Source organism: Pseudolactococcus laudensis (genome assembly GCF_013449735.1).
GTDB classification, from domain to species: Bacteria; Bacillota; Bacilli; order Lactobacillales; family Streptococcaceae; genus Pseudolactococcus; species Pseudolactococcus laudensis.
In genome coordinates this window covers 38,052-58,607 of the sequence record NZ_JACBNY010000010.1, presented here as the reverse complement: position 1 = coordinate 58,607, position 20,556 = coordinate 38,052, and the positions used below count along the sequence as shown (strand labels likewise).

Annotated in this window: 14 protein-coding genes; 6 read left to right on the top strand and 8 right to left on the bottom strand. The window is 34.9% G+C overall.

Annotated elements, in window-relative coordinates; all coding sequences use genetic code 11:
- Position 1: 1 nt before the first annotated feature.
- The 6 genes from tilS to HZR21_RS06960 all read right to left on the bottom strand — a co-directional run bounded on the left by tilS (position 2) and on the right by HZR21_RS06960 (position 5,052).
- On the bottom strand, positions 2-1,240 hold the full coding sequence (tilS, locus tag HZR21_RS06985) for a tRNA lysidine(34) synthetase TilS (RefSeq protein ID WP_180747033.1): 1,239 nt from the start codon (positions 1,238-1,240) through the stop codon (positions 2-4).
- Complete coding sequence (locus HZR21_RS06980) at positions 1,237-2,556, bottom strand: serine hydrolase (RefSeq protein ID WP_180747032.1); 1,320 nt, start codon at positions 2,554-2,556, stop codon at positions 1,237-1,239. The genes tilS and HZR21_RS06980 overlap by 4 nt, the downstream gene beginning before the upstream one ends.
- Positions 2,534-3,973 carry a 4-hydroxyphenylacetate 3-hydroxylase N-terminal domain-containing protein gene (locus HZR21_RS06975; protein WP_180747031.1) on the bottom strand — a complete coding sequence of 480 codons (1,440 nt, stop codon included), beginning with the start codon at positions 3,971-3,973 and terminating at the stop codon, positions 2,534-2,536. The genes HZR21_RS06980 and HZR21_RS06975 overlap by 23 nt, the downstream gene beginning before the upstream one ends.
- Positions 3,970-4,251 carry a hypothetical protein gene (locus tag HZR21_RS06970; RefSeq protein ID WP_180747030.1) on the bottom strand — a complete coding sequence of 94 codons (282 nt, stop codon included), beginning with the start codon at positions 4,249-4,251 and terminating at the stop codon, positions 3,970-3,972. The genes HZR21_RS06975 and HZR21_RS06970 overlap by 4 nt, the downstream gene beginning before the upstream one ends.
- 47 nt (positions 4,252-4,298) lie before the next feature.
- Positions 4,299-4,685: an FtsB family cell division protein gene (locus HZR21_RS06965; protein ID WP_003137897.1), complete on the bottom strand. Its 387-nt coding sequence runs from the start codon at positions 4,683-4,685 to the stop codon at positions 4,299-4,301.
- Between the two features lie 106 nt (positions 4,686-4,791).
- A complete protein-coding gene (locus HZR21_RS06960; protein ID WP_003137899.1) occupies positions 4,792-5,052 on the bottom strand; it encodes an RNA-binding S4 domain-containing protein in 261 nt (86 codons plus the stop codon).
- A 293-nt stretch (positions 5,053-5,345) separates the two neighbouring features.
- On the opposite strand from HZR21_RS06960, the gene HZR21_RS06955 reads away from it, so the two are divergent.
- The 6 genes from HZR21_RS06955 to HZR21_RS06930 all read left to right on the top strand — a co-directional run bounded on the left by HZR21_RS06955 (position 5,346) and on the right by HZR21_RS06930 (position 13,426).
- The gene (locus HZR21_RS06955) at positions 5,346-6,248 is read left to right on the top strand and encodes a WxL protein host-binding domain-containing protein (protein WP_180747029.1); all 903 of its coding nucleotides are present in this window, start codon (positions 5,346-5,348) and stop codon (positions 6,246-6,248) included.
- A 103-nt stretch (positions 6,249-6,351) separates the two neighbouring features.
- The gene (locus HZR21_RS06950) at positions 6,352-6,546 is read left to right on the top strand and encodes a DUF951 domain-containing protein (protein WP_003137902.1); all 195 of its coding nucleotides are present in this window, start codon (positions 6,352-6,354) and stop codon (positions 6,544-6,546) included.
- A 51-nt stretch (positions 6,547-6,597) separates the two neighbouring features.
- Positions 6,598-7,713 (top strand): redox-regulated ATPase YchF, encoded by a 1,116-nt coding sequence (gene ychF, locus HZR21_RS06945; protein WP_180747028.1) that lies wholly within the window; start codon positions 6,598-6,600, stop codon positions 7,711-7,713.
- A gap of 211 nt (positions 7,714-7,924) precedes the next feature.
- Positions 7,925-8,494 carry an aminoacyl-tRNA hydrolase gene (gene pth, locus HZR21_RS06940; RefSeq protein WP_003137906.1) on the top strand — a complete coding sequence of 190 codons (570 nt, stop codon included), beginning with the start codon at positions 7,925-7,927 and terminating at the stop codon, positions 8,492-8,494.
- Positions 8,491-11,991 (top strand): transcription-repair coupling factor, encoded by a 3,501-nt coding sequence (gene mfd, locus HZR21_RS06935; RefSeq protein ID WP_180747027.1) that lies wholly within the window; start codon positions 8,491-8,493, stop codon positions 11,989-11,991. Before pth ends, mfd begins: the two co-directional genes overlap by 4 nt.
- The gene (locus tag HZR21_RS06930) at positions 11,972-13,426 is read left to right on the top strand and encodes an oligosaccharide flippase family protein (RefSeq protein ID WP_180747026.1); all 1,455 of its coding nucleotides are present in this window, start codon (positions 11,972-11,974) and stop codon (positions 13,424-13,426) included. The genes mfd and HZR21_RS06930 overlap by 20 nt, the downstream gene beginning before the upstream one ends.
- Positions 13,427-13,470: 44 nt before the next feature.
- Here HZR21_RS06930 and addA read toward each other — a convergent pair whose 3' ends face one another.
- Both addA and rexB read right to left on the bottom strand, forming a co-directional pair.
- Complete coding sequence (gene addA, locus HZR21_RS06925; RefSeq protein WP_180747025.1) at positions 13,471-17,124, bottom strand: helicase-exonuclease AddAB subunit AddA; 3,654 nt, start codon at positions 17,122-17,124, stop codon at positions 13,471-13,473.
- Entirely contained in the window at positions 17,108-20,527 is a 3,420-nt protein-coding gene (gene rexB / locus HZR21_RS06920) for an ATP-dependent nuclease subunit B (RefSeq protein ID WP_180747024.1), read from the bottom strand. The genes addA and rexB overlap by 17 nt, the downstream gene beginning before the upstream one ends.
- Positions 20,528-20,556 lie beyond the last annotated feature (29 nt).

Here is a 20,556-nt window from a genome sequence, read left to right as displayed (position 1 = left end):
CTTATCTCTTTTCCCTATAATAAAGTGTTCTTTTCATTTTATCATGTTTCAATGATTTACTCAAATCTGCAATCACAACATCTAACACGCCATAAACGACATCCCCTACGACGATTAAAGGATTTCCGCGTTTTTTAAGCGCAACTTTATTGTCAATGAAATAACGACGAAGTTTTTTATCAATACCATTAACCTGAATGCGGTCACCTGGCTGACGCTTTCTAATCACAATCTGTCCCGTAGCTGGCAAATCAATCTGTTGAAAATCTCCAGTAGGATATGGTGTTAAAGCCGTCTCAAACTCTGTTGCCTTTGATCTTTCTTCAATATAAAAATGGTAGCGATCTTTGATAAAGTTGTAATCATTCGAAATGGCATGGAAATATTGCCCTTCACGCCTGATAATATGTAACAATTCATCAAACTGAGCTTTTGAAACCTCCAAAGCTGGAAATTTAGCAATATAGTCCTGTAAAATAAAGTATTGTAAATTTTCAATTTCTCGTGAAAACTCAATCAAATCTATTTTTTCAGCAGCTGCATAAGCGCGAGCGCTATAAGCAACAATTGCCATCGCCTTTTGAATCTCGTCTGTTAAACCAGCTAAATTTTCTGAAAACCGTGGATTTTCTTTTTCAAATGCTGGTAAATAAAGATTACGCACCCGATTTCTCAAATAATCATTCTCTGCATTAGAGGCATCTTCAAAATAATCGGTAGCATCGAATTCAGACTTCTCAAAATCTAACAGAGGCCGAATCAGAGATAAACCTTGTCGTTCTTCTCCAAATGTTTGAACCGCCTCCATACCTGTTAAGTGACGTAGTCTAGAACCTCTTATTTGACGAATTAAGAAATTTTCCGTCAAATCATCCTTATGATGCGCTGTCACTAATGCCGTCAAATGGTGTTTTTCCATGATCTTCTCAAAAAAATCATAACGGAAATCACGTGCCTTTTCTTCAGAAAAAGACCCCACATAATTTGCTATATAAAAAGGAATCCCCAAATCAGTCATTTTTTCCTGTAAGGCTTTTGCTTCATAATCAGAGACTGCTCGTTGTTGATGATTAATATGCGCAACAGATAAAGATATGTTAAGTAAGTCTCTAGCTTCGTAAAGCCAATTAAAAAGTGTCATTGAATCTAAGCCACCTGATAAGGCAACTAAAACTTCTTGATGTTGATCAAAATAATGCGCCTCATCAACTATTTTTATAAATTTCTCGTAAGGGGTCATTTCATTACCTCATATATGGCTTGGGAAATATTTGCAAGCTCTTCATTATCAGCATCGTTGTTTGTTTCTATCACTAAGATATATGGCTCTGACGTAAAAATCAAAGCAGCATCATGATTAAATTCGTCCGCTGTACCAATTTTGTGAGCTACTTGAATCGATTTGGGTAGTTTAGCAGGAATTCGTTCTGCATCATAATCAGTACCAATCATAGCGTTATAGCCCGCCCCACCTTCGTGATAAAGTGCTTCAAGCACTCGACCAACCATTTCAGACGATGCTTCGCGCTCTATTGGATTCCATGGTTCGCCTGCTATTTTTGCAATCTCAGACTGGTAGCTTTCTGAAAATCTACCAGTTTCATAGTAGGCTAGCATATTACTTGCCACATTATCGGAATCTTTAGCAGTACGGTTAATCAAGTCCAATACACTATAGGATTGATAATCATGTGTCTTAGGTAGAAATCCAGTTCCCTCTGTTTTAAAGGCACCTTGCCAACCATTGACTAATTCATTATAGGCTAGACTATCTCCAAGGCTAGCATTACCTGCATTAATCTGTTTTTGTGTCCAATAAAGAATTGGAATTTTACTCAAACTAGCTGAGTACATTTTTTTTGTTTGATTGACACCTACTGTAAAATCACTGTCAAGTTGCTTGACGTAAATCGAATAGCCACTTTGCTGATATTTTTCATTTAATAAACTCTGAACCCTATCCAGCTTTGGATTTTTAAAAGTTCCTATTTTACTATCTATCCAACCAGTTTTACCACCTTCAAAAGTTACTTGGTAATATGTTCCCCAATTCGTCGTTGCCTTTTTGGTCGCATAGACTTTGCTCCCTTTCGTCAACTTGCTGTAAATCTGATTGTCGAAAGTTGTCAAGGGTGTGTAAAGAATATCTGCATCTTGTATCACATAAAATGCTTGACTGATCTCTTCTGTCGTTAGAACAATATCAGAGCCAATCTCGTTTTTATTATTCGAAACAAAAGTACCATCTGATAATTTAATTGATTGCCCCTCTAAACCACTCAATACCAGCTGTGTTTTAGCGGGTATTTTCTTAGCCTTAGTGTGTAACTCTGCATCTGTATAGCTCTGTACTTCTGTCAAGGTGACAGCTCTTTTAGGCAACTCTGACCATTTAGATGACTTAGCATTATCCGATAGTAGTCTTGGCGTATAAGTTTGCGAGCTAACAATATCAGTTTTCTCTGGAAACGTTAAAAAGGCTGGTAGGACCATTGCCGCAAAAACCAGCCATTGTAACGGAAGATAATTTTTTTTATTTTTTACCATTTCTTGCATTGTCTAAAACCTTATCAATCATCTGATTAGCCTGTGTTAAATCCGTGTGTCTGAGATGTTGTAAATGAATAAACATTGGATTACCTCCATGTAGAAATTCATACACACGTTGTCGCTGACCAAAACTCTCACTCGTAATATCCCAAGCAAGATTTAGCAAAAGCATCCGCTCCTCTGCAATCATTAAATCACTAGTTAAAGCAGATTTTAGCATCTTTGCTATGTCTGGATTGCTAAAACTACGAAAATCAGGAACACCGACTGCCGAACCCGCAGAAAACTCAGCAATCACTCGCAAAGCCTCATCATAATAAGTTGTCAACTTAGCACGAACTGCCAAGAGGGTTTGCATATTAGGTGTAAATACACCATTTTGCATTTTACCTGTAACCTCACTTGCAATGATACAAGACCGAATCATCTCTAAGTTAACAGATAATTCTCCCAATTTTTCTTGAACACGCTGAAAGTCAAATAAGCCTAGCTGATGCGCAAGTCGAACAGCAATCCCTGTCACAAACTCTAACTTAATAAACCCACGTACCTCATCTTGATGTGCTGTATGATTAAATAAACCACTTACTTCAAAGAAAGCGTTAGATTGTTCAACGTCGCCACAAACGAATAAGGCATCATTGGGTACAAAAACATCATCAAAAAGAAGGAAGGCATCCATCTCATCAAAAGCTTGAGACAATGGATAATCAGCTAGTGATTGATCTGATTTCAACGTTGGTTTTCGGCAGATGACTTTAACACCAGATGTTGCGATAGGAAGTGCAAATGCTAAAGCAAATTTTTTGTCTTCAGGCTTTAAATCTGGAAGGTTGAAAATGAGTAGTTCATCCGCTAGCGGTGCTAAGGTATTAACTTGTTTAGCTCCCCGAATGATTACGCCATCTTCTCGTGTTTCTTTAATCCAAACACCAGCAAATTCCTGTCCTTCATTCAAGAGTTGTGATAAAGTTTTTTGACGATTTAGTTGTGGATTTTGAATAGCATGGCTGACAAAGATATCATCATATTTGACATGATTGGCCCAATTTTTCGCATTGAACGCAAAGTCTATTTTACCTTGCGTTCCTAAATCGTCCGCATAGTTGCCTAAAACAGCAACACCAGCGTTAATGAAATCTGGCGTCCGACCCAACATACCATATGATTCTCTTGCAACCTCTTCATAAATTTGACGTTTCTTAGCTAAATCTTTAACCGATTTAGGAGCTAAAAACATCAATGAAGATTCAATACCATTGTTAAAAAAAGTGTGGTTTTTATTTTCCTTTTGCAAATCATAATAACGCTGAATAACTTCTAATGTTCTTGAAAATACAGGCTCACTTGCCATATCAATAACACGATGACCATTAAGATAAACCTCACGTCCATCATTGAGTTGCCCATTTTTAGTCGTCATTGATTGATCCCCCTTTGATTTTGAAGTCGCAATACTTGTAGCATTTTCCCAGTTCTAGCAAGTATTTTGTCATATTTTTCTCTGAAATCTTCTTGTGTTAATGTTAAATCAATTTTACCGTCGTTTTGAATCTCTTTTACAGCGATTGTTACGGCATCATTTTTTTGAATTCTTTCACCTTTGGGAACATCAGACCATCTTAATAAGCCTGTCAAAAAAAGTGTGTCAGACACATCTTCAAAAAACGTACGTTCCTCTGACGATAATTCCGAGGCCAAAAATGTGATGAATATACCGAAACGAGAAATAGATTTAACTCGACCAATCATTTTATTTTTGTAACCCCACCATCTGATAATTCTGGAATTAAAAATACTTTTTCACCATCTTTTGAATAATATCTCAAACGTGCATATTTTTCAATGAAGATAGGATCTTTAAGTTTAGCAATATCAGCTTTTTCAATCGCTAACTGTTTGTCCAAAACTACTGATTTTTCTTCATATTTTGCTTTTAATTCTAATCGACTTTGTAATGTTTGATATGATTTAACAAGATTAATTGTCGGCAAAACCATAACTAAAATGACAGCTACCAAAATTAAACCTAAATAACGGCGTTTTGGTACCTGTTTATTTGTTTGTTGCATTTGATTTAATTGTTGCGTTGTAAACTCATTATTTAACCGGACAATTTTCTTTTGTTTTGCCATGATATACCTCTATCCTACAGATAACTTTTACATCGTCTAGTTAGCCTGTAGTCACACACTTTGATTGTTTTAAACTTCCTGATGTTCTACACTTAAACCTAAAAATTTAAGGATTTACACGGGTTTCTGACAAGATTTCATACATCTTATCCGCATCTTCTTTTTTAGTTGAATCTTTTATATCAAGAACTCTGACCTCTAAAATTTTATTACCAAAAGTAATAGTCAAGACATCTTGATATTTTACATCTGATGAACTTTTAGCCAGAATACCATTTAATTTAATCCGCCCTTTATCGGCAACTTCTTTAGCCACTGTTCGACGTTTAATAATTCGTGAAACTTTTAAATATTTGTCTAATCTCATAGCACTTATTATATCATAAAACCAGTATTCTTGTACATATCTTGAATAGTCAATGACTGACATTTTACTTTTAAAAAGTAATAATTTCGCTTTTTTCGATTTTATAATTATGTCTCATTTTTTTGTATAAGATTTCTTAAAAGTGTTCAAATGTGATATAATTAAACACAAGATGTAATTTTAATAACAATTGAAATTGGTATTTTTTAGCTAGAATATTAATTAAACTGCCTTTTGATATCATTTTAAAATAACTTATCATCTAAATATTACACCTCAAAAAAAAGGGAAATATGAAAAATATACTCACACTATTTATTGTAATGGTAAGTTTTTTTGCCACTAAAACCGCTGCTGACGAAGTCGACTTCACTGTCACACCCATTCTAGAGGGTAATCAGACGGTGGTAAACCAAATCATTTCTGCAAAATATCATGCACAGCAATCATTAGGTTTTAACCTACAAAATGACACCGACGATACGATTAACATTAACATCAAAACTGCAATTCCAGACCTTGATAGTAAGGGCAATCAAATTTTTTCTGATTGCAATACTTTTTTAAAGGCACCTGAAACAATTACGTTGCCCCCAAGAGGTAGTCAAGACATTACGATTGATTATAAACCCGAAGCCTTCAAAAAAGATTTTGATGGTGAGATTGCAAATGCCGTTCTTTTTTGTCAGGGTGATAAAAGTGTTAACTACATCGTAAATGTTCGAAAAAACGATAATAAAGATACTGAGAACATCATCGTTGAAAAATCCGAGGCCACAACACTTAACCAAAAAAGCTTTATTCGAATTCTACTTAAAAATGATAGCAATGCTTGGTTAAATAATGTTTTAATTGATAGTCATATTTTAGACCAAGCAACTAAGCAATCTGAGTCTCATCAATTTAGTCGCATTGCTCCTAATAGTAAAATTGAAATTTTGATTCCTATTTCTGAGAAGTTTAAAGCAGGAACATACTTAACCATGACTTCCGTACAAACTGCAAGTCGGACATGGCAGCTCAAAAGTCAGTTTAAACTCTCAACTTCAAAGATTAATTTGCTGAATGGTAAAGAGCAGCCTATCCATAAAGGAAAACATTCAAAAACCTTTTACTATGTGAGTGTTTTATTTGTCTTACTAATCCTGACAATCATCTTCCAATTTCGTTTTATTCAAAAGCACAATCGGATATAATATACGACGCATCATCACCACAACCATTGGCACCAGATGGTTGTTTTTTTGCGGTTATTTTGTTAGAATGTAGTGAAAATGTTTCATCGTGATGGAGGTGTCAATGTACGAGTTAGGTGATTTTGTTGAAATGAAAAAACCACACGCTTGTGTCGTCAAATCAACAGGAAAAAAAGCTAATCACTGGGAAATTGTGAGATTGGGCGCTGACATTAAGATTCGTTGTACCAATTGTGACCACATCGTCTTGATGCCACGCAATGATTTTAATAAAAAAATAAAAAAAATACTGGACTAAGAAAGGAGATTGGGCTGTTATTTTCATCACTGACAGCTCAACATCTAAATTATGGCTTTAACAGCAGGCATCGTTGGTTTACCAAACGTTGGGAAATCAACTCTTTTTAATGCAATTACACAAGCAGGAGCAGAAGCAGCCAACTATCCTTTTGCAACGATTGACCCTAATGTCGGGACGGTAGAAGTTCCTGATGAGCGTCTCAATAAGATTACTGAACTCATCAAACCTAAAAAAACAATACCAACAACATTTGAATTTACAGATATCGCAGGTATTGTCAAAGGTGCCTCTAAGGGCGAAGGCCTCGGTAACAAATTTTTGGCCAACATTCGTGAAGTAGACGCCATTGTTCATGTGGTTCGTGCTTTTGATGATGAGAATGTCATGCGTGAACAAGGTCGCGAAAGTGACTTTGTTGACCCGATAGCGGATATTGATACAATTAACCTGGAATTGATTTTAGCTGATTTAGAGTCTGTTAACAAACGTTACGCACGTGTTGAAAAAATTGCGCGTACTCAAAAAGATAAAGATGCCGTACTTGAATTTAAGGTTTTAGAAAAAATCAAGCCTGTACTTGAAGCTGGCAAATCTGCTAGAACAGTTGACTTTGAAGAAGACGAACTAAAAGTTGTCAAGTCACTCTTCTTATTAACAACTAAACCCGTCTTATATGTGGCCAATGTTTCAGAAGATGAAGTGGGTGACCCTGACAATATCGATTATGTCAAACAAATCCGTGACTTTGCAGCAACGGAAAACGCTGATACAGTAGTTATCTCAGCACGTGTTGAGGAAGAAATCGCTGAACTTGAAGAAGATGAAAAAGCAGAATTTCTTGAAGCAATTGGCTTAACTGAATCAGGTGTTGATAAGTTGACACAAGCTGCTTATCATTTACTCGGACTTGGCACTTACTTTACAGCAGGTGAAAAAGAAGTACGAGCTTGGACTTTCAAACGTGGTATCAAAGCACCTGGAGCAGCAGGAATTATACATTCAGATTTTGAAAAAGGATTCATCCGTGCAGTTACTATGTCTTATGATGATTTAATCAAATACGGATCTGAAAAAGCAGTAAAAGAAGCAGGACGCCTTCGTGAAGAAGGTAAGGAATATGTTGTTCAAGATGGTGATATTCTAGAATTTCGCTTTAATGTCTAATTTAAATAATCAAGAAGCTGAAATATTGATTTCAGTCTTTTTTGACGTTTACAACATCGTAAACTATTAGTCAACTAACTGTCAATTTATTGTAAAGGACCTATACAGGAGTTTCATCACACTTATACTGACTTATACTGTTTAAATGAAACTTCCGTATAGACCAAGTTTCAAGATTTCATAAAGTGAAATCAAAGAAAGGAATGTCAACATGACAAAAATGATTGTGGGGCTAGGAAATCCTGGTGATAAATACGCCCACACCAAACATAATATAGGATTTGATGTTTTAGACGTCATGGCAAATCGTTTAAACCTAACTTTTAACCGAGATAAAACCTTTGTAGCAGATGTTGCCTCTACATTTATCCGCGGCGAAAAACTCATATTAGTTAAACCAGTAACTTTCATGAATGAATCAGGTAAGGCGGTTAAACCTCTTTTAGCTTATAATGGCCTTACTGCAGACGATTTAGTTGTTATTTATGATGATCTTGATATGATGGTTGGTAAACTTAGACTTCGTCAGAAAGGCTCTGCTGGCGGTCATAATGGTATTAAATCAATTATTGCGCACCTTGGTAGCCAAGAGTTTAAGCGAATTAAAGTTGGCATTGGTAGACCTAAGCACGGTATGTCTGTTGTTAATCATGTCTTAGGTCGATTTGATCAAGAAGATAAAGCAGATGCTGAGCTTGGTATTTTACGAGCTGCTGATGCGGTAGAAGCCTTCATTGAAAATAATGATTTTAATCAAACAGGAAACCAATTTAACGGATGAAACTTACAGATTTATTAGCTAATAATCGTGCATTAATGCAATGGCAACGTGAACTAAATAAAAGCACACGTACTTTATTCACTGGCATTCAAGGAACCATCAAAACACTTTTGATGGCGACTGCTTTCGATAATCAACCTGATAAATATATTATTATTACAGACAATCAATATCATGCTAGTGAGCTTTATAATGACTTATCGGAATTCGTTGGTGAAGAAAAGGTCTTTCAATATTTTTCTGATGATAACATTTTTGCTGAATACGCCGTTGCTAGTAAAGAGCGTCTAGCCTATAGGTTAGATGCGCTTTCTTTTTTACAAAACAAACAAGCGGATGGCTTTTTAATCATACCGATTTTTGCTTTACGTAATTTACTGCCAGACCCTGCTAGTTTTAAATCATTCAATCTTCTGTTTTCAGTAGGTCAAGAAATCGATAGTGATGGCCTTATCAATCAGTTTTCAACTATCGGTTTTGAAAAAACACAACGAGTCATGAGTCCAGGTGAATTCTCTAAACGAGGTGATATCCTAGATATCTATCCTTTAGATGCTGAAAATCCTGTTCGGATTGAGTTTTTTGGAGATGAGATTGATGGTATCAGATATTTTGATGTTGAGAACCAACGCTCTTTACAGGAACTTGACACAATCAATATTAAACCATCATCAGATTTTATTTTGAGTTCTGCTGATTTTGAACGTGGTGTAAATCACTTGTCAAGTTTAACTAACTTAGATGAGAAACAAAGTTCTTACTTGGCTGAAATTATTGCTGCAGCAAAACACCAAAATTATCATGCTGATTTGAGAAAATTTAGTGAGTTTTTCTATGAACAACAATGGACATTACTCGACTATCTACCAAAACATGCGCCAATTTTTATTGATGACTTTCAAAAAATTAATGAAATGGATCATAAGATCACACAGGAAACTGCAGAATTTATCCTGTCAGAAAAATTACTCAATCGATCTATTGATGGCATGCATTATCTAGCAGATAACAGCCATCAACTTCGAAACTATAAACCTGCAACTTTTTTCTCAAATTTTCAAAAAGGTTTAGGTAACCTCAAATTTGATCTTCTACATAACTTTAATCAACATAGTATGCAGTCGTTTTTTGGTCAGATGCCTTTACTACAAGTTGAGTTAGCGCATTTCATTAAAACAGATTACACAGTTATCCTTGCTGTATCAAAAGAAAAAGAAACAAAATTAACAAGAGGTTTACATGATGTTGACGTCCCCTTTACGTTGACACGGGTTGATAAACTTCAAACGAAAGTTGTCAATATTGTCAGTCTAAACTTGACAAATGGTTTCAATCTACTTGATGAAAAAATAGCCGTCATTACTGAAACTGAGATCTTTGGCAAAACTAAAAAACGTCGTACCAAACGATTAAACATTACCAATGCCGAACGTTTACAAGACTATAATGAATTAGAAGTAGGCGATTATGTTGTTCATCAAACACATGGTATTGGTAAATACCTTGGATTAGAAACGATTGAAATTTCAGGAATTCATCGTGATTACTTAACAATTCAATATCAAAACAATGACACCATTTCGATTCCTGTTGACCAGGTTGAATTGCTCACCAAATATACAGCAGGTGAAGGTAAACCACCTAAAATCAATAAGTTAAATGATGGCCGTTGGAAACGAACTGTCAAGTCTGTCACGAAACAAATCGAAGATATTTCAGAAGATTTGATTAAACTGTATGCTGCTCGAGAAAGTCAACGTGGTTTTGCTTTTTCACCAGATGATGATAATCAACGTGAGTTTGATGAAGCATTTGCCTATACCGAAACAGATGATCAACTTCGCTCTGTAGTCGAAATCAAAAAAGACATGGAACGTGAGCGTCCGATGGACCGATTGCTAGTCGGTGACGTTGGATTTGGTAAAACAGAAGTAGCTATGCGTGCGGCTTTTAAGGCAATCAACGATCATAAACAAGTAGCCATTTTAGTACCGACAACTGTTTTAGCTGAACAACACTATAATAATTTCCGTGAACGCTTTAATGATTTTGGTGTCAATATCGCTGTCATGTCCCGTTTTCAAACTAAAAAAGAACAAGCCGATATTTTAGATAAACTTAAAAAGGATCGAATTGATTTAGTAATTGGAACACATCGTTTACTTTCAAAAGATGTCATATTTTTCGATCTTGGTTTGATGATTATAGATGAAGAACAACGTTTCGGTGTCAAGCACAAAGAACGTTTGAAAGAGCTAAAAACACAAGTGGATGTCTTAACTTTGACAGCAACTCCAATTCCTAGAACATTACATATGTCTATGATGGGAATTCGTGATTTATCAGTGATTGAAACACCGCCAACTAACCGTTACCCAGTTCAAACCTATGTCATGGAAACTAATTATAGTGTGCTTCGAGATGCTGTCTTAAGAGAAATGTCTCGTGGGGGGCAAGTGTTCTACATTTACAATCGTGTTGACACGATTGAGCAAAAAGTATCACAAATTTCAGAACTAATCCCTGAAGCACGCGTTGGTTTCATTCATGGTCAACTCAGTGAAGTACAACTTGAAAATACGCTACTTGACTTTATCAATGGTGAATATGATGTTTTAGTTGCAACAACAATTATTGAAACTGGTGTAGATATTCCTAATGCCAATACACTATTTGTTGAAAATGCAGACCATATGGGCTTATCCCAGCTTTATCAACTCCGTGGACGGGTTGGACGCTCTAACCGAGTAGCCTATGCTTATTTTACCTATCAGCCAGAAAAATCATTATCTGACGTCTCCGAAAAACGTCTTGATGCCATAAAAGGTTTTACTGAATTAGGCTCTGGTTTTAAAATTGCCATGCGAGATTTGTCAATTCGTGGAGCTGGTAATCTTTTAGGTGCTGAACAATCTGGCTTTATTGATTCTATTGGCTTTGATTTATATTCACAATTGTTAGAAGAAGCAGTCAACAAACGTTTAGGTAAATCAAGAAAAACACGAAAATCCAATACTGAAATAAATCTAGAAATTGATGCTTTTCTTCCTTCAGATTATATCTCGGATCAACGTCAAAAAATTGAAATTTATAAACGAATTCGGGAAATTGAGAGTCGAACTTACTATCAAGATTTACAAGATGAGTTGATTGACAGATTTGGTGAATACCCTGACACTGTAGCATATCTCCTTGAAATTGGCTTACTAAAATATTTTGCTGACCAAGCTCTTGTTGATAAGATTGACAAGCAATTGGCAACTATTGTTTACACGATGAGTAAAGCTGCAACTCATACTTTTATGCCACAAGATTATTTTGATGCCCTATCGAAAACACAACTAAAAGCCAAAATTGGTGAAACATCTGGGCAAATGGTTATTAGATTTGATATCAGAAACTTATCAGCAGCCACATATCTTTCAGAAATAATGTCCTTTACTGAACGTTTGAGTGCGATTAGAGATGAGAAAACCAATGAAAAAACTGGCAATTAAAGGGGCAAGTGTTCTAGCACTCGCAGGATTTTTATCTAAGATCCTCGCTGCACTTTACCGTTTTCCTTATCAAAATTTAGTTGGCGATCAGGGCTTTTATGCCTTTCAACAGGTCTATCCTTTTTACGCCATCATTACCACTCTATCATTAATTGCCTTGCCTAATTTTTTGTCTAGCTTGATTCATTCTTCTAATCAGCCAAAAGAAGAAACACATCAATTTTTCCAACTTTCTCTTATACTATCCGTTTTAAGTTTTGTTGTCTTGACACTTTTGAGTCAACCTATTGCAAAATTGATGGGACAAGAAAAATTAGCGGGACCATTTGTGATGGCCATTTTACCACTTTTATTAGTACCTTTTCTATCTTTATATCGAGGTCGTGCGCAAGCAAAACAAGATATGGTGACAACTGCTGTCTCTCAAGTTATTGAGCAATCTATACGCGTTGTCTTAATTATTTGTGCTGCACTAATGTTTACAAGATTGTCAACTAATGTCTATACGATTTCTTTCTTAGCCATGCTAGGTTCTTTTATTGGTGGGCTTGTTGCGCTTGTCTATCTGATGTTTTTTAGTCCCTTTAAACTTCAAGGTTTATTTACAAACTTTACTGCTTTACAACCTAAAGGTAAAATCATTCAAAAATTTGGTTTATCCTCACTTGTCTTTACCTTTTTTATGGTTTATATGCTCATTTTACAGATGATTGATGTTTTCTTTGTAAAAAATGCTTTGATGCATCTGCCCCAAATCAAAACATCAAATCAGGCAGAAATTTTAAAAGGTATTTATGATCGTGGTCAACCTTTCTTACAATTAGGTTTAGTCTTTACCACATCAATTTTGACTGATAGTCTTCCAAAGTTGACAAGAGCTAAGCAAATTTCTAAAAAAATCTGGGATAATGTCACTTACTTAGCAATCGCTTTAACAGTCGGCCTTGTCATTTTACTACCAGAAATGAACGACGTTCTTTTTAAAAGTCATGCACATGTGCTAAGTTTACAGATTTTTGTGTGTCAAATCCCTATCATTTCAATGATCCAACTTTATCATCATGACCTATTCTTGGTGGGAAAAAATAAAATGTCAGGTTTGATTTTATTAAGTGGGCTAGTATTAAAATTAGTGAGTGTTTATCCATTAACAGTCTTATATGGTTTAAACGGTGCTGCCTTATCCAGTCTCATCAGTTTACTCTTAGTCCTCATTTTTTACAGTCTATACAGCAGAAAATTACCTCGACAATTATTTAACTTTCATTTTTGGTTCGCCATTTTGATGATGGGAGCTGTCGTTATATTAGGTAATCATATTCTTACGATTAGTGAACGTTGGTTAGCGCTTTTCAAACTGACGATTCTAAGTGGGTTAGGTGCTGCAACCTTTTTCAAAGTGTTCAATGTGAGTCCAAGAGAGTTCTTAAATTAAAAAAGCACAAGATGACTTCAATTAATGAAGTGTTCTTGTGCTTTTTAAAGTTGCTCAATGTAAACCTTATCTGGTCCCCCTAATAAAATTAAATATTGCTCAATCTTATCTGCCTTAAACGCAGTAGAAAGACTTTCTGCATATAGGTCCATTTGCATCTGATAACGTGCTTTAATTTGAGGAATATCCTCTAAACTTGTAAAATGATCTGTCTTATAGTCAAATAGAATTATTTTATCCGATAACTTAATAAAACCATCAATAATTCCCCGAATCACGTATTGTTCACCTGAGGCTTGATCAGTTTTCAGCATTGAAAACGGTGCTTCACGCGTCATTTGTTTATGATATTCAACCATCATTTGACCAAAATCCGTCTCAAATAAACTTAAAATCTGTGCCTTCTTAATTTTTTGCTTGACTTCATCTCGAACAGATAATGTTTGAATGGTATGACTTAATGTTTCACGTGTAACATTTGAAAAATCAAGTGACTGCATTAATTCATGCACAGCTGATCCTAATTCTGTCGGTGATACTTTTTTATCAGTTTTTAAAAATTCAAACTGGGAGTATTTTGGAAGATTACTTACGACTACATCCTGTTCTGTAATCAAATGCTCGTAACGTTTCTTGATTTGACTAGGTGTTTGAATGGTCGGCAACTGGATACCGGCTGCATATTTGTCATTTAGGATTTGAGAAGAATCTAAAATTTGTTTCGCTAATTTTACATCCTCAATTGTTGCCATTGCGCCATCATAGTGTTTTGATTCCTCTAATAAAGTTTCAAAAGACAATTGATTTTTTTGATTGACAGGTACCATCTCTTGTAAGTCAATATCTTCAATCACACGAACTTTAAGACCTAATGCAGCTTTTACCGTTGTAGCTTGATAAATCCCTAAAATCCAATTAAGATAACCTTGACTAGATTTTCTAATCGTGTCTTCTAATATACCATTTCCATCAAAAGCAGCTGTTTGATAAGCGATGAACTGATTATCTTCATCCAGTTTTGAGGCCTCTACCTTCCCGACCATGTAAATCTTCTTGACAGCTCGTGTAAATGCAACATAAAGCATCCGCATCTCTTCAGCTAAAGCCTGGTACTCTTTTTCTAGGGCGTTTGCCATCTGGGGTAAAGTCGTCATCTTGACCATGGCATATGGAAACTCAGTGTCGATTTCTTTTTTAAAATCAGCTAAAAAACTAATCCCCGCACCATTTTTTCTGGATAGAATTAAATCGCTCGTTAAATCTTTTGTATTGAATTTTTTATTGACATTCAAAAGAAAGACATATGGAAACTCTAGCCCTTTTGATTTATGAATGGTCATCACACGAACTGCATCACTTGGTAAAGAAACATTGACAGCAGCTAAATCATTTTGACTTGACATGAAACTGTCAATCATTTTGATGAATTGGAAGAGACCTTTATATCCGGATGATTCATAAGAAGCGGCTCTATCAGCTAAAGCTGCTAAATTAGCTTGGCGTAATCGACCATTTTTCATGCCACCAACATAGTCATAATAATGAGTATCTCGATAGATTTCCCAAATCAAACTATGTAAACTTTCCTGATGTGCTAGTTGACACCATTTACTAAATAGGTCATTAAAATGTTGAAGTTTAGCTAATAGATTACTGTCAATCAAGTCTGCTTTCAGACCATTTTTTTGATGCGCTTTTTGATATTTGTCATAGAAATTAAAATCATTTGAGGCTTGTAAACTGATAATTGCCAAATCATTTTCACTAAAATTGAATAGAGGTGATTTAAGAAGGGCGACAAATGATACATCGAACAAGGGATTATCAATGGCTCTCAGTATATCTAACATGACTAAGACTTCCATTGATTGCAAATAATTCATTTTCCCTTCATCCAATACAACAGGAATATCAAACGACTGCAAGACACGTTCAATTTCAGCATTATTGGTTTTACTTCTAACCAATATCACAATATCTTTTGGCTGTGTACCGTTACTGATAAGTTGCTGAATGGCTTGGGCAGTTACGACAAGTTCATCTGTTGTTACTGCATCATCAGTTTCTAAACTAGTGTTTTTTTCATCCTTATAAATCAAGAGTTCAGCCGTTAATTCAGGTGAAGTTTTTTGGGCTAACTTGGGATCGCCAACAACTAATTTTTCTTGCGGACCATAGACCATCTCACCAATCTGTTTATCCATCAAATGTTCAAAGATGTGATTAGTAAAATCAATAACTTCAGGATAAGAACGGAAATTTTCCTTCAATCTGATCAATTTACCACCGGCATTAGGCTGTTGGTAGGCCTCATACTTACTCATAAAAAGTGAAGAATCAGCTAATCTAAAACCATAGATAGACTGTTTAACATCTCCTACCATAAAGCAATTATGGCCATTAGAAAGTAAACGTAACATTGCTTCTTGCAGATGATTAGTATCCTGGTACTCATCAACCATGACCTCGAAATATTGTTTTTGATAGACTACACGCAAATCCTCGTGTTCTTGCAAAATCTCAATCGTCAAGTGGGTCACATCAGCATACTCAAGACAGGCATTTTTGAGTTTATAGTCGTGATAACGTTGGTAAAATGCTAAAGCAACAACCTGTAAATCACTTGTCAACTCACTAGCTAAATGATGATTTTTTTCAATTATTTCTTGATGCTTGATGGCATTTATAAACTGATCAAGTCGTGCTTTATTCGTAGAAATCAGCGTTTTTAAACTCACTTTTTGTGATTCAACTACTTCATCACGATTTTCTTTATTATTAGCATTTGGTACAAACTGAAACTTCAGCTGACGATACATTTCAGCAAATTTTTGGAATTTTTTCTGATTCAGACACTCACGCAAATACTCAAAATTCGCCAAAAATTCCTCAGTGTTATTTATTTTTGCTGGACCTGAAATAACACCAGAAGATAAATTTTCCTGAAGTGCAGTATAAATTTCTTTTAAGCTTTCTTGTAAACCATTTGTAAATGTATCTGGTAAATCAGAAAAGTGTTTAAAGTTAGAAAAACCATTTAAAAAATCATTTTCTAGCCAATCAATTGGATTTTCTAGGCTATCAGCAAAGATGTTAATTTTATTCAATACTTGATAGAACGCGTCAATTTTACGATCGGTTGAAAAATTATTCATCACCTGTGTAAATCGTTCTTTACTAAGGACACCTGTTCCTTCTAACGACTGTTCCACTAATTGATCAAAGATATCTCGTTTAATGACTTCCTGTTCCGTACTGTCCACTAACAATCTAAAAGTTGGATCCAGATTTTTGTGATAGAAATTTTCCTTAAGAAACTTGAGTGTAAAGCTATCCATTGTTCCGATGTCAGCAGTTGACAATTCCTGTAATGCAGTTGTCAAAAGTTGTTTCTTTTCAAATGAGTTTTCACTTGCACGTGTTTCTCTAATCTTTTTATCTAAACGTAGTTTTAATTCAGCTGCTGCTTTATTAGTAAATGTTGAAATAAACAAGTTTTTAACTGATACACCATTCAAAATCAAATTGATAATTCGCTCAGTCATGACAAATGTTTTCCCTGAACCAGCAGATGCTGACACTAAAATATTAGTTCCCGTTCGATAAATAGCCTCAATTTGCTCAGGGGTTTTAGGTATCTCTTTACCAATTTCAGCTTTCTGTAACAAGTCAATTTCTTGCTCAGTGAGTTGTCGCATTTTCTTTTCCTCCTGTCAGCAAAGATGCTCTTATTTCTTCTTTTGATTTCAGATTAACTTTTCGGCCTGATGGTAAATGGTTATCTGCTTCAAACCCACAAATTGACTTAAATTGACAAAATTGACACCCTTTGGCATGATGTTTCACAACAACGGGATTAATTTCAATTTTACCAGATAGTATTTTCTGACCTGCTTCTTGATACAATGTTTCATTATGGGTCATCAAAGCAGAAATTTCAGACTCGCTATAAAAATTTGAATTATTTTTATAAGGTAAACCTTCTTTGGTAAATTGACCTAGGTTAAATAGGTGATCAAAATTATCTTTTAAGTGACTCGCTAAATCTGCATTAAAGAAACCAGTATAGCGCATTTTATTTTTAAGTTCGTTAGAAATATCAGCGACTTGATCTACTGATTTAAGTGCAATTATAGGATTCTGTAGATGTAAATAAAGGGCACCCCAAATTGTTTGTGATGTGCCAAACTGTTTTGCATTCTGACGTAAAATGTCTAAGTAAGTTAAAAACTGTAAGCTTGTACCATCATAGGCTGACTGCAACTCAAACTTTTTATCTCCTGATTTATAATCAACAGCACCTAAAGTTTCAAAAATACGGTCAACACGGTCAATAATACCACGTAAGTTTAATTTTTTATTATTTTGTAAATCAACTTGATAGGTTTTAAGACCAGATTGATCAAAGCCAAAAGCTTGCTCAAATGCTAATGATTGAATCCCTGTATTCTCTAATGTTTGTTTCAGCATTGTAGATGTTTGCTTGATAATGTCTTTCAATCTAGTCCATGTATAACGACTTGTTGCATCTCGCTTAAAGAAATCTTCATATTTACTGTCAACTTCCAGTAAAGAATTTGTCAACGCCGCATCAAAAGAAGTAGCCTCTACTTGATCTGAACGCATCAAGTGCTCAAAGACTTCATGAAAGTAAGAACCCGAAATTCTAGAATCTAAATCAATCTTTTCAAATGCCTTAACATGTAAAGTATTATTAATAAAGTACTGGTATTCACAATTATAAAAGTTTTCAAAACTTGATACAGAGGCATTTAAGTCTGTTGGGTATAGCGCCGCTATCACTGAAGATTCAAGTTGTCTTTCCTCTAACTGATCAGTCTTGACAGATGATAAGACATGTTGATAGTCTGGATTTTTAGTCATGACTCTAAACAAGCTAATCCAAAAAGACCTTGATAAACGCGTCTCTTCTGACTCAGGAGTTGACATGAGTAACCGTTCAATCCGTCCCAGATTAGCTAATAAACCGTCATAATTACCAATTTGCATAATTGTGTTATTTTGGTAGACAAGATTATTGTCATCTTGATTGACACTATGCTTGTCACCTAAATTAATACTATCTTTATATTCAACAATCGTTTGATACTTGCCATCAATTTTTTGAGCACTGATATCAATTATAAATTGTAAAAACTGTGATAAATCACTTTGTTCATTGGCATAGATTTCAGGTATCGATAGAACTAATCGTTTATTAGCTGCATTAAATAATTGTAAAGCTGTAAAGCTATTTTTTTTATAGTTAATAAAACTTGGTTCATCTATAAATTTCAGACTGTCCGACTCAATTTCACTTAATTTTTGATTAAGCTCGGCGCGTTCACCATCAGAGATGAGACTGGTATTCTGCTTATTTTTAGGGAAATTTGATTGTGTTAAACCAATCGCAAAAACATAGTCAGCTGTATGGGGTTCAACTAACTCATAAGATTTCACTTGAACAACATCAACATTGGCTGGTATAAGACGATAAGCAGCATTTTTAATTCCAGCTTCTATAATCTCTAAAAATTGCTTAATAGTTAATCTTTCTAAACCAAAGACAGCTGTAAATTCTTCTAGAACAGTCATCAGTAATTTCCAAACTTCTAAATGCTCAGATGCTTTTTCAAAGTAACCACTTGCTTCAGCATTAAAATAGAGTTGCTCGATTTTCTCTTTAATCTGTCCGGTTTCCAAAAAGGATTGAAATTTTTTAACCCAAGCCTGTCCTTTTTGTGGTTGGCTTTCCAATAGAACCTGCAAAGGAGAAGAAGGACCAATTAATGTCGATCTCACTTTTTCTGCTTTATAGTCCTCAAATTCTTGCGTAAACTTAGGCTTACCTCTGAGATTGCGCTGTAAACTATAAACTTCAAACTTGTAAACATCTTGTAAACTTAATTGTTGGCTTGTATAAAGCTCTGTTTTCAATAAATTCAATAAATCATTAAGTTGATAATGATTCGTTTTTATTTTTAATAAGGCTTCAATTAAAACAATTAAAGGATGATCCTTCATTGACTTTTCTTGTGCATAGAAAAAAGGAATATCATAAGTCTTGAATATTTCAGGTAGCAAGATATGATCTGATTCAACATCTCCCAATAGAACTAAAATATCCTTGTACTTGACACCATTAAAAAGGAGTTGACGAATCTGTTTGGCAACATGTTCTATCTCCTCTTTATGATTAACAACTTGCCAGATTTCTAGTCCTTCATGTTTTAAAAGCTTATCAGACTCTGTTAATGTAAAATCTGATGCTTTCTCCATTAACCTTGACAGTTCCGTAAAGGTGTTATCAACGTCATTGACACTTTTGTAAACAACTTCCAATTTATATTTTTGAGCTAGAGTTTGCACTAACTCAACCGACTGCTGATAAACATTACCTTCAATAAAGGTAGCCCAAATTGCCTTTTTAGAGGCATAAATTCCTAATATAATATCTGACACACGACTAGATAGTGTATCAATCAAAGTCATTTCTTCTGCAGAAAAACGTGAATAACCTTCAATGATTAAAACATAATCCTGTAACTCAAGTGTCAATTCATTGTTGACAAGTTTGTCAATAAACCTCTGAAGTTTATTATCGTTCGAAAAATGCCCTAATTGATACTCGAATTCTTCAAATATGAGCGCTAATTCTTTATTTTTATTACTATCTGATGCTAGCAATAGATCCTCGGGCATTAGATTAGCGGCTGTTAACTCCTGGTAAAGATCAACTAACTGCGTGATAAAACCATGCTTGTCACGCATAAAACGACAGATTGGAATTTGTTTATCTGGGATCTGATTCAGAGTTTGGCGCATGAGCATAGCCAGTCCAATCGTAGATAAACTTTTTCGATCATTATCTTGATTTTTATCGAAATACCAGGGTAATTGCTTAAGTCTGGTTACAGTTAAATCAAATAGAGCGCCATCTTGGCCAGCATTAAAACGCGTCAAAATCTCTTTTTCTTTTTCAAAAGAAAGAGATGATGGCACAATATAAAATATTTTCTTGCCAGCGGCGATATGATCACGCGCTTCATCGACCAAAAACTCTGTTAAATGACCGTAAATATCAGTGTGGATAACTTTCATAAAAAAATAGACCTCTCGGTCTATTATAT

Coding starts and splice junctions, on each gene's coding strand:
- tilS (WP_180747033.1), bottom strand. CDS start 1,240: ATGACCCCTTACGAGAAATTTATAAAAATAGTTGATGAGGCGCATTAT.
- HZR21_RS06980 (WP_180747032.1), bottom strand. CDS start 2,556: ATGCAAGAAATGGTAAAAAATAAAAAAAATTATCTTCCGTTACAATGG.
- HZR21_RS06975 (WP_180747031.1), bottom strand. CDS start 3,973: ATGACGACTAAAAATGGGCAACTCAATGATGGACGTGAGGTTTATCTT.
- HZR21_RS06965 (WP_003137897.1), bottom strand. CDS start 4,685: ATGGCAAAACAAAAGAAAATTGTCCGGTTAAATAATGAGTTTACAACG.
- HZR21_RS06960 (WP_003137899.1), bottom strand. CDS start 5,052: ATGAGATTAGACAAATATTTAAAAGTTTCACGAATTATTAAACGTCGA.
- HZR21_RS06955 (WP_180747029.1), top strand. CDS start 5,346: ATGAAAAATATACTCACACTATTTATTGTAATGGTAAGTTTTTTTGCC.
- HZR21_RS06950 (WP_003137902.1), top strand. CDS start 6,352: ATGTACGAGTTAGGTGATTTTGTTGAAATGAAAAAACCACACGCTTGT.
- ychF (WP_180747028.1), top strand. CDS start 6,598: ATGGCTTTAACAGCAGGCATCGTTGGTTTACCAAACGTTGGGAAATCA.
- pth (WP_003137906.1), top strand. CDS start 7,925: ATGACAAAAATGATTGTGGGGCTAGGAAATCCTGGTGATAAATACGCC.
- mfd (WP_180747027.1), top strand. CDS start 8,491: ATGAAACTTACAGATTTATTAGCTAATAATCGTGCATTAATGCAATGG.
- HZR21_RS06930 (WP_180747026.1), top strand. CDS start 11,972: ATGAAAAAACTGGCAATTAAAGGGGCAAGTGTTCTAGCACTCGCAGGA.
- addA (WP_180747025.1), bottom strand. CDS start 17,124: ATGCGACAACTCACTGAGCAAGAAATTGACTTGTTACAGAAAGCTGAA.
- rexB (WP_180747024.1), bottom strand. CDS start 20,527: ATGAAAGTTATCCACACTGATATTTACGGTCATTTAACAGAGTTTTTG.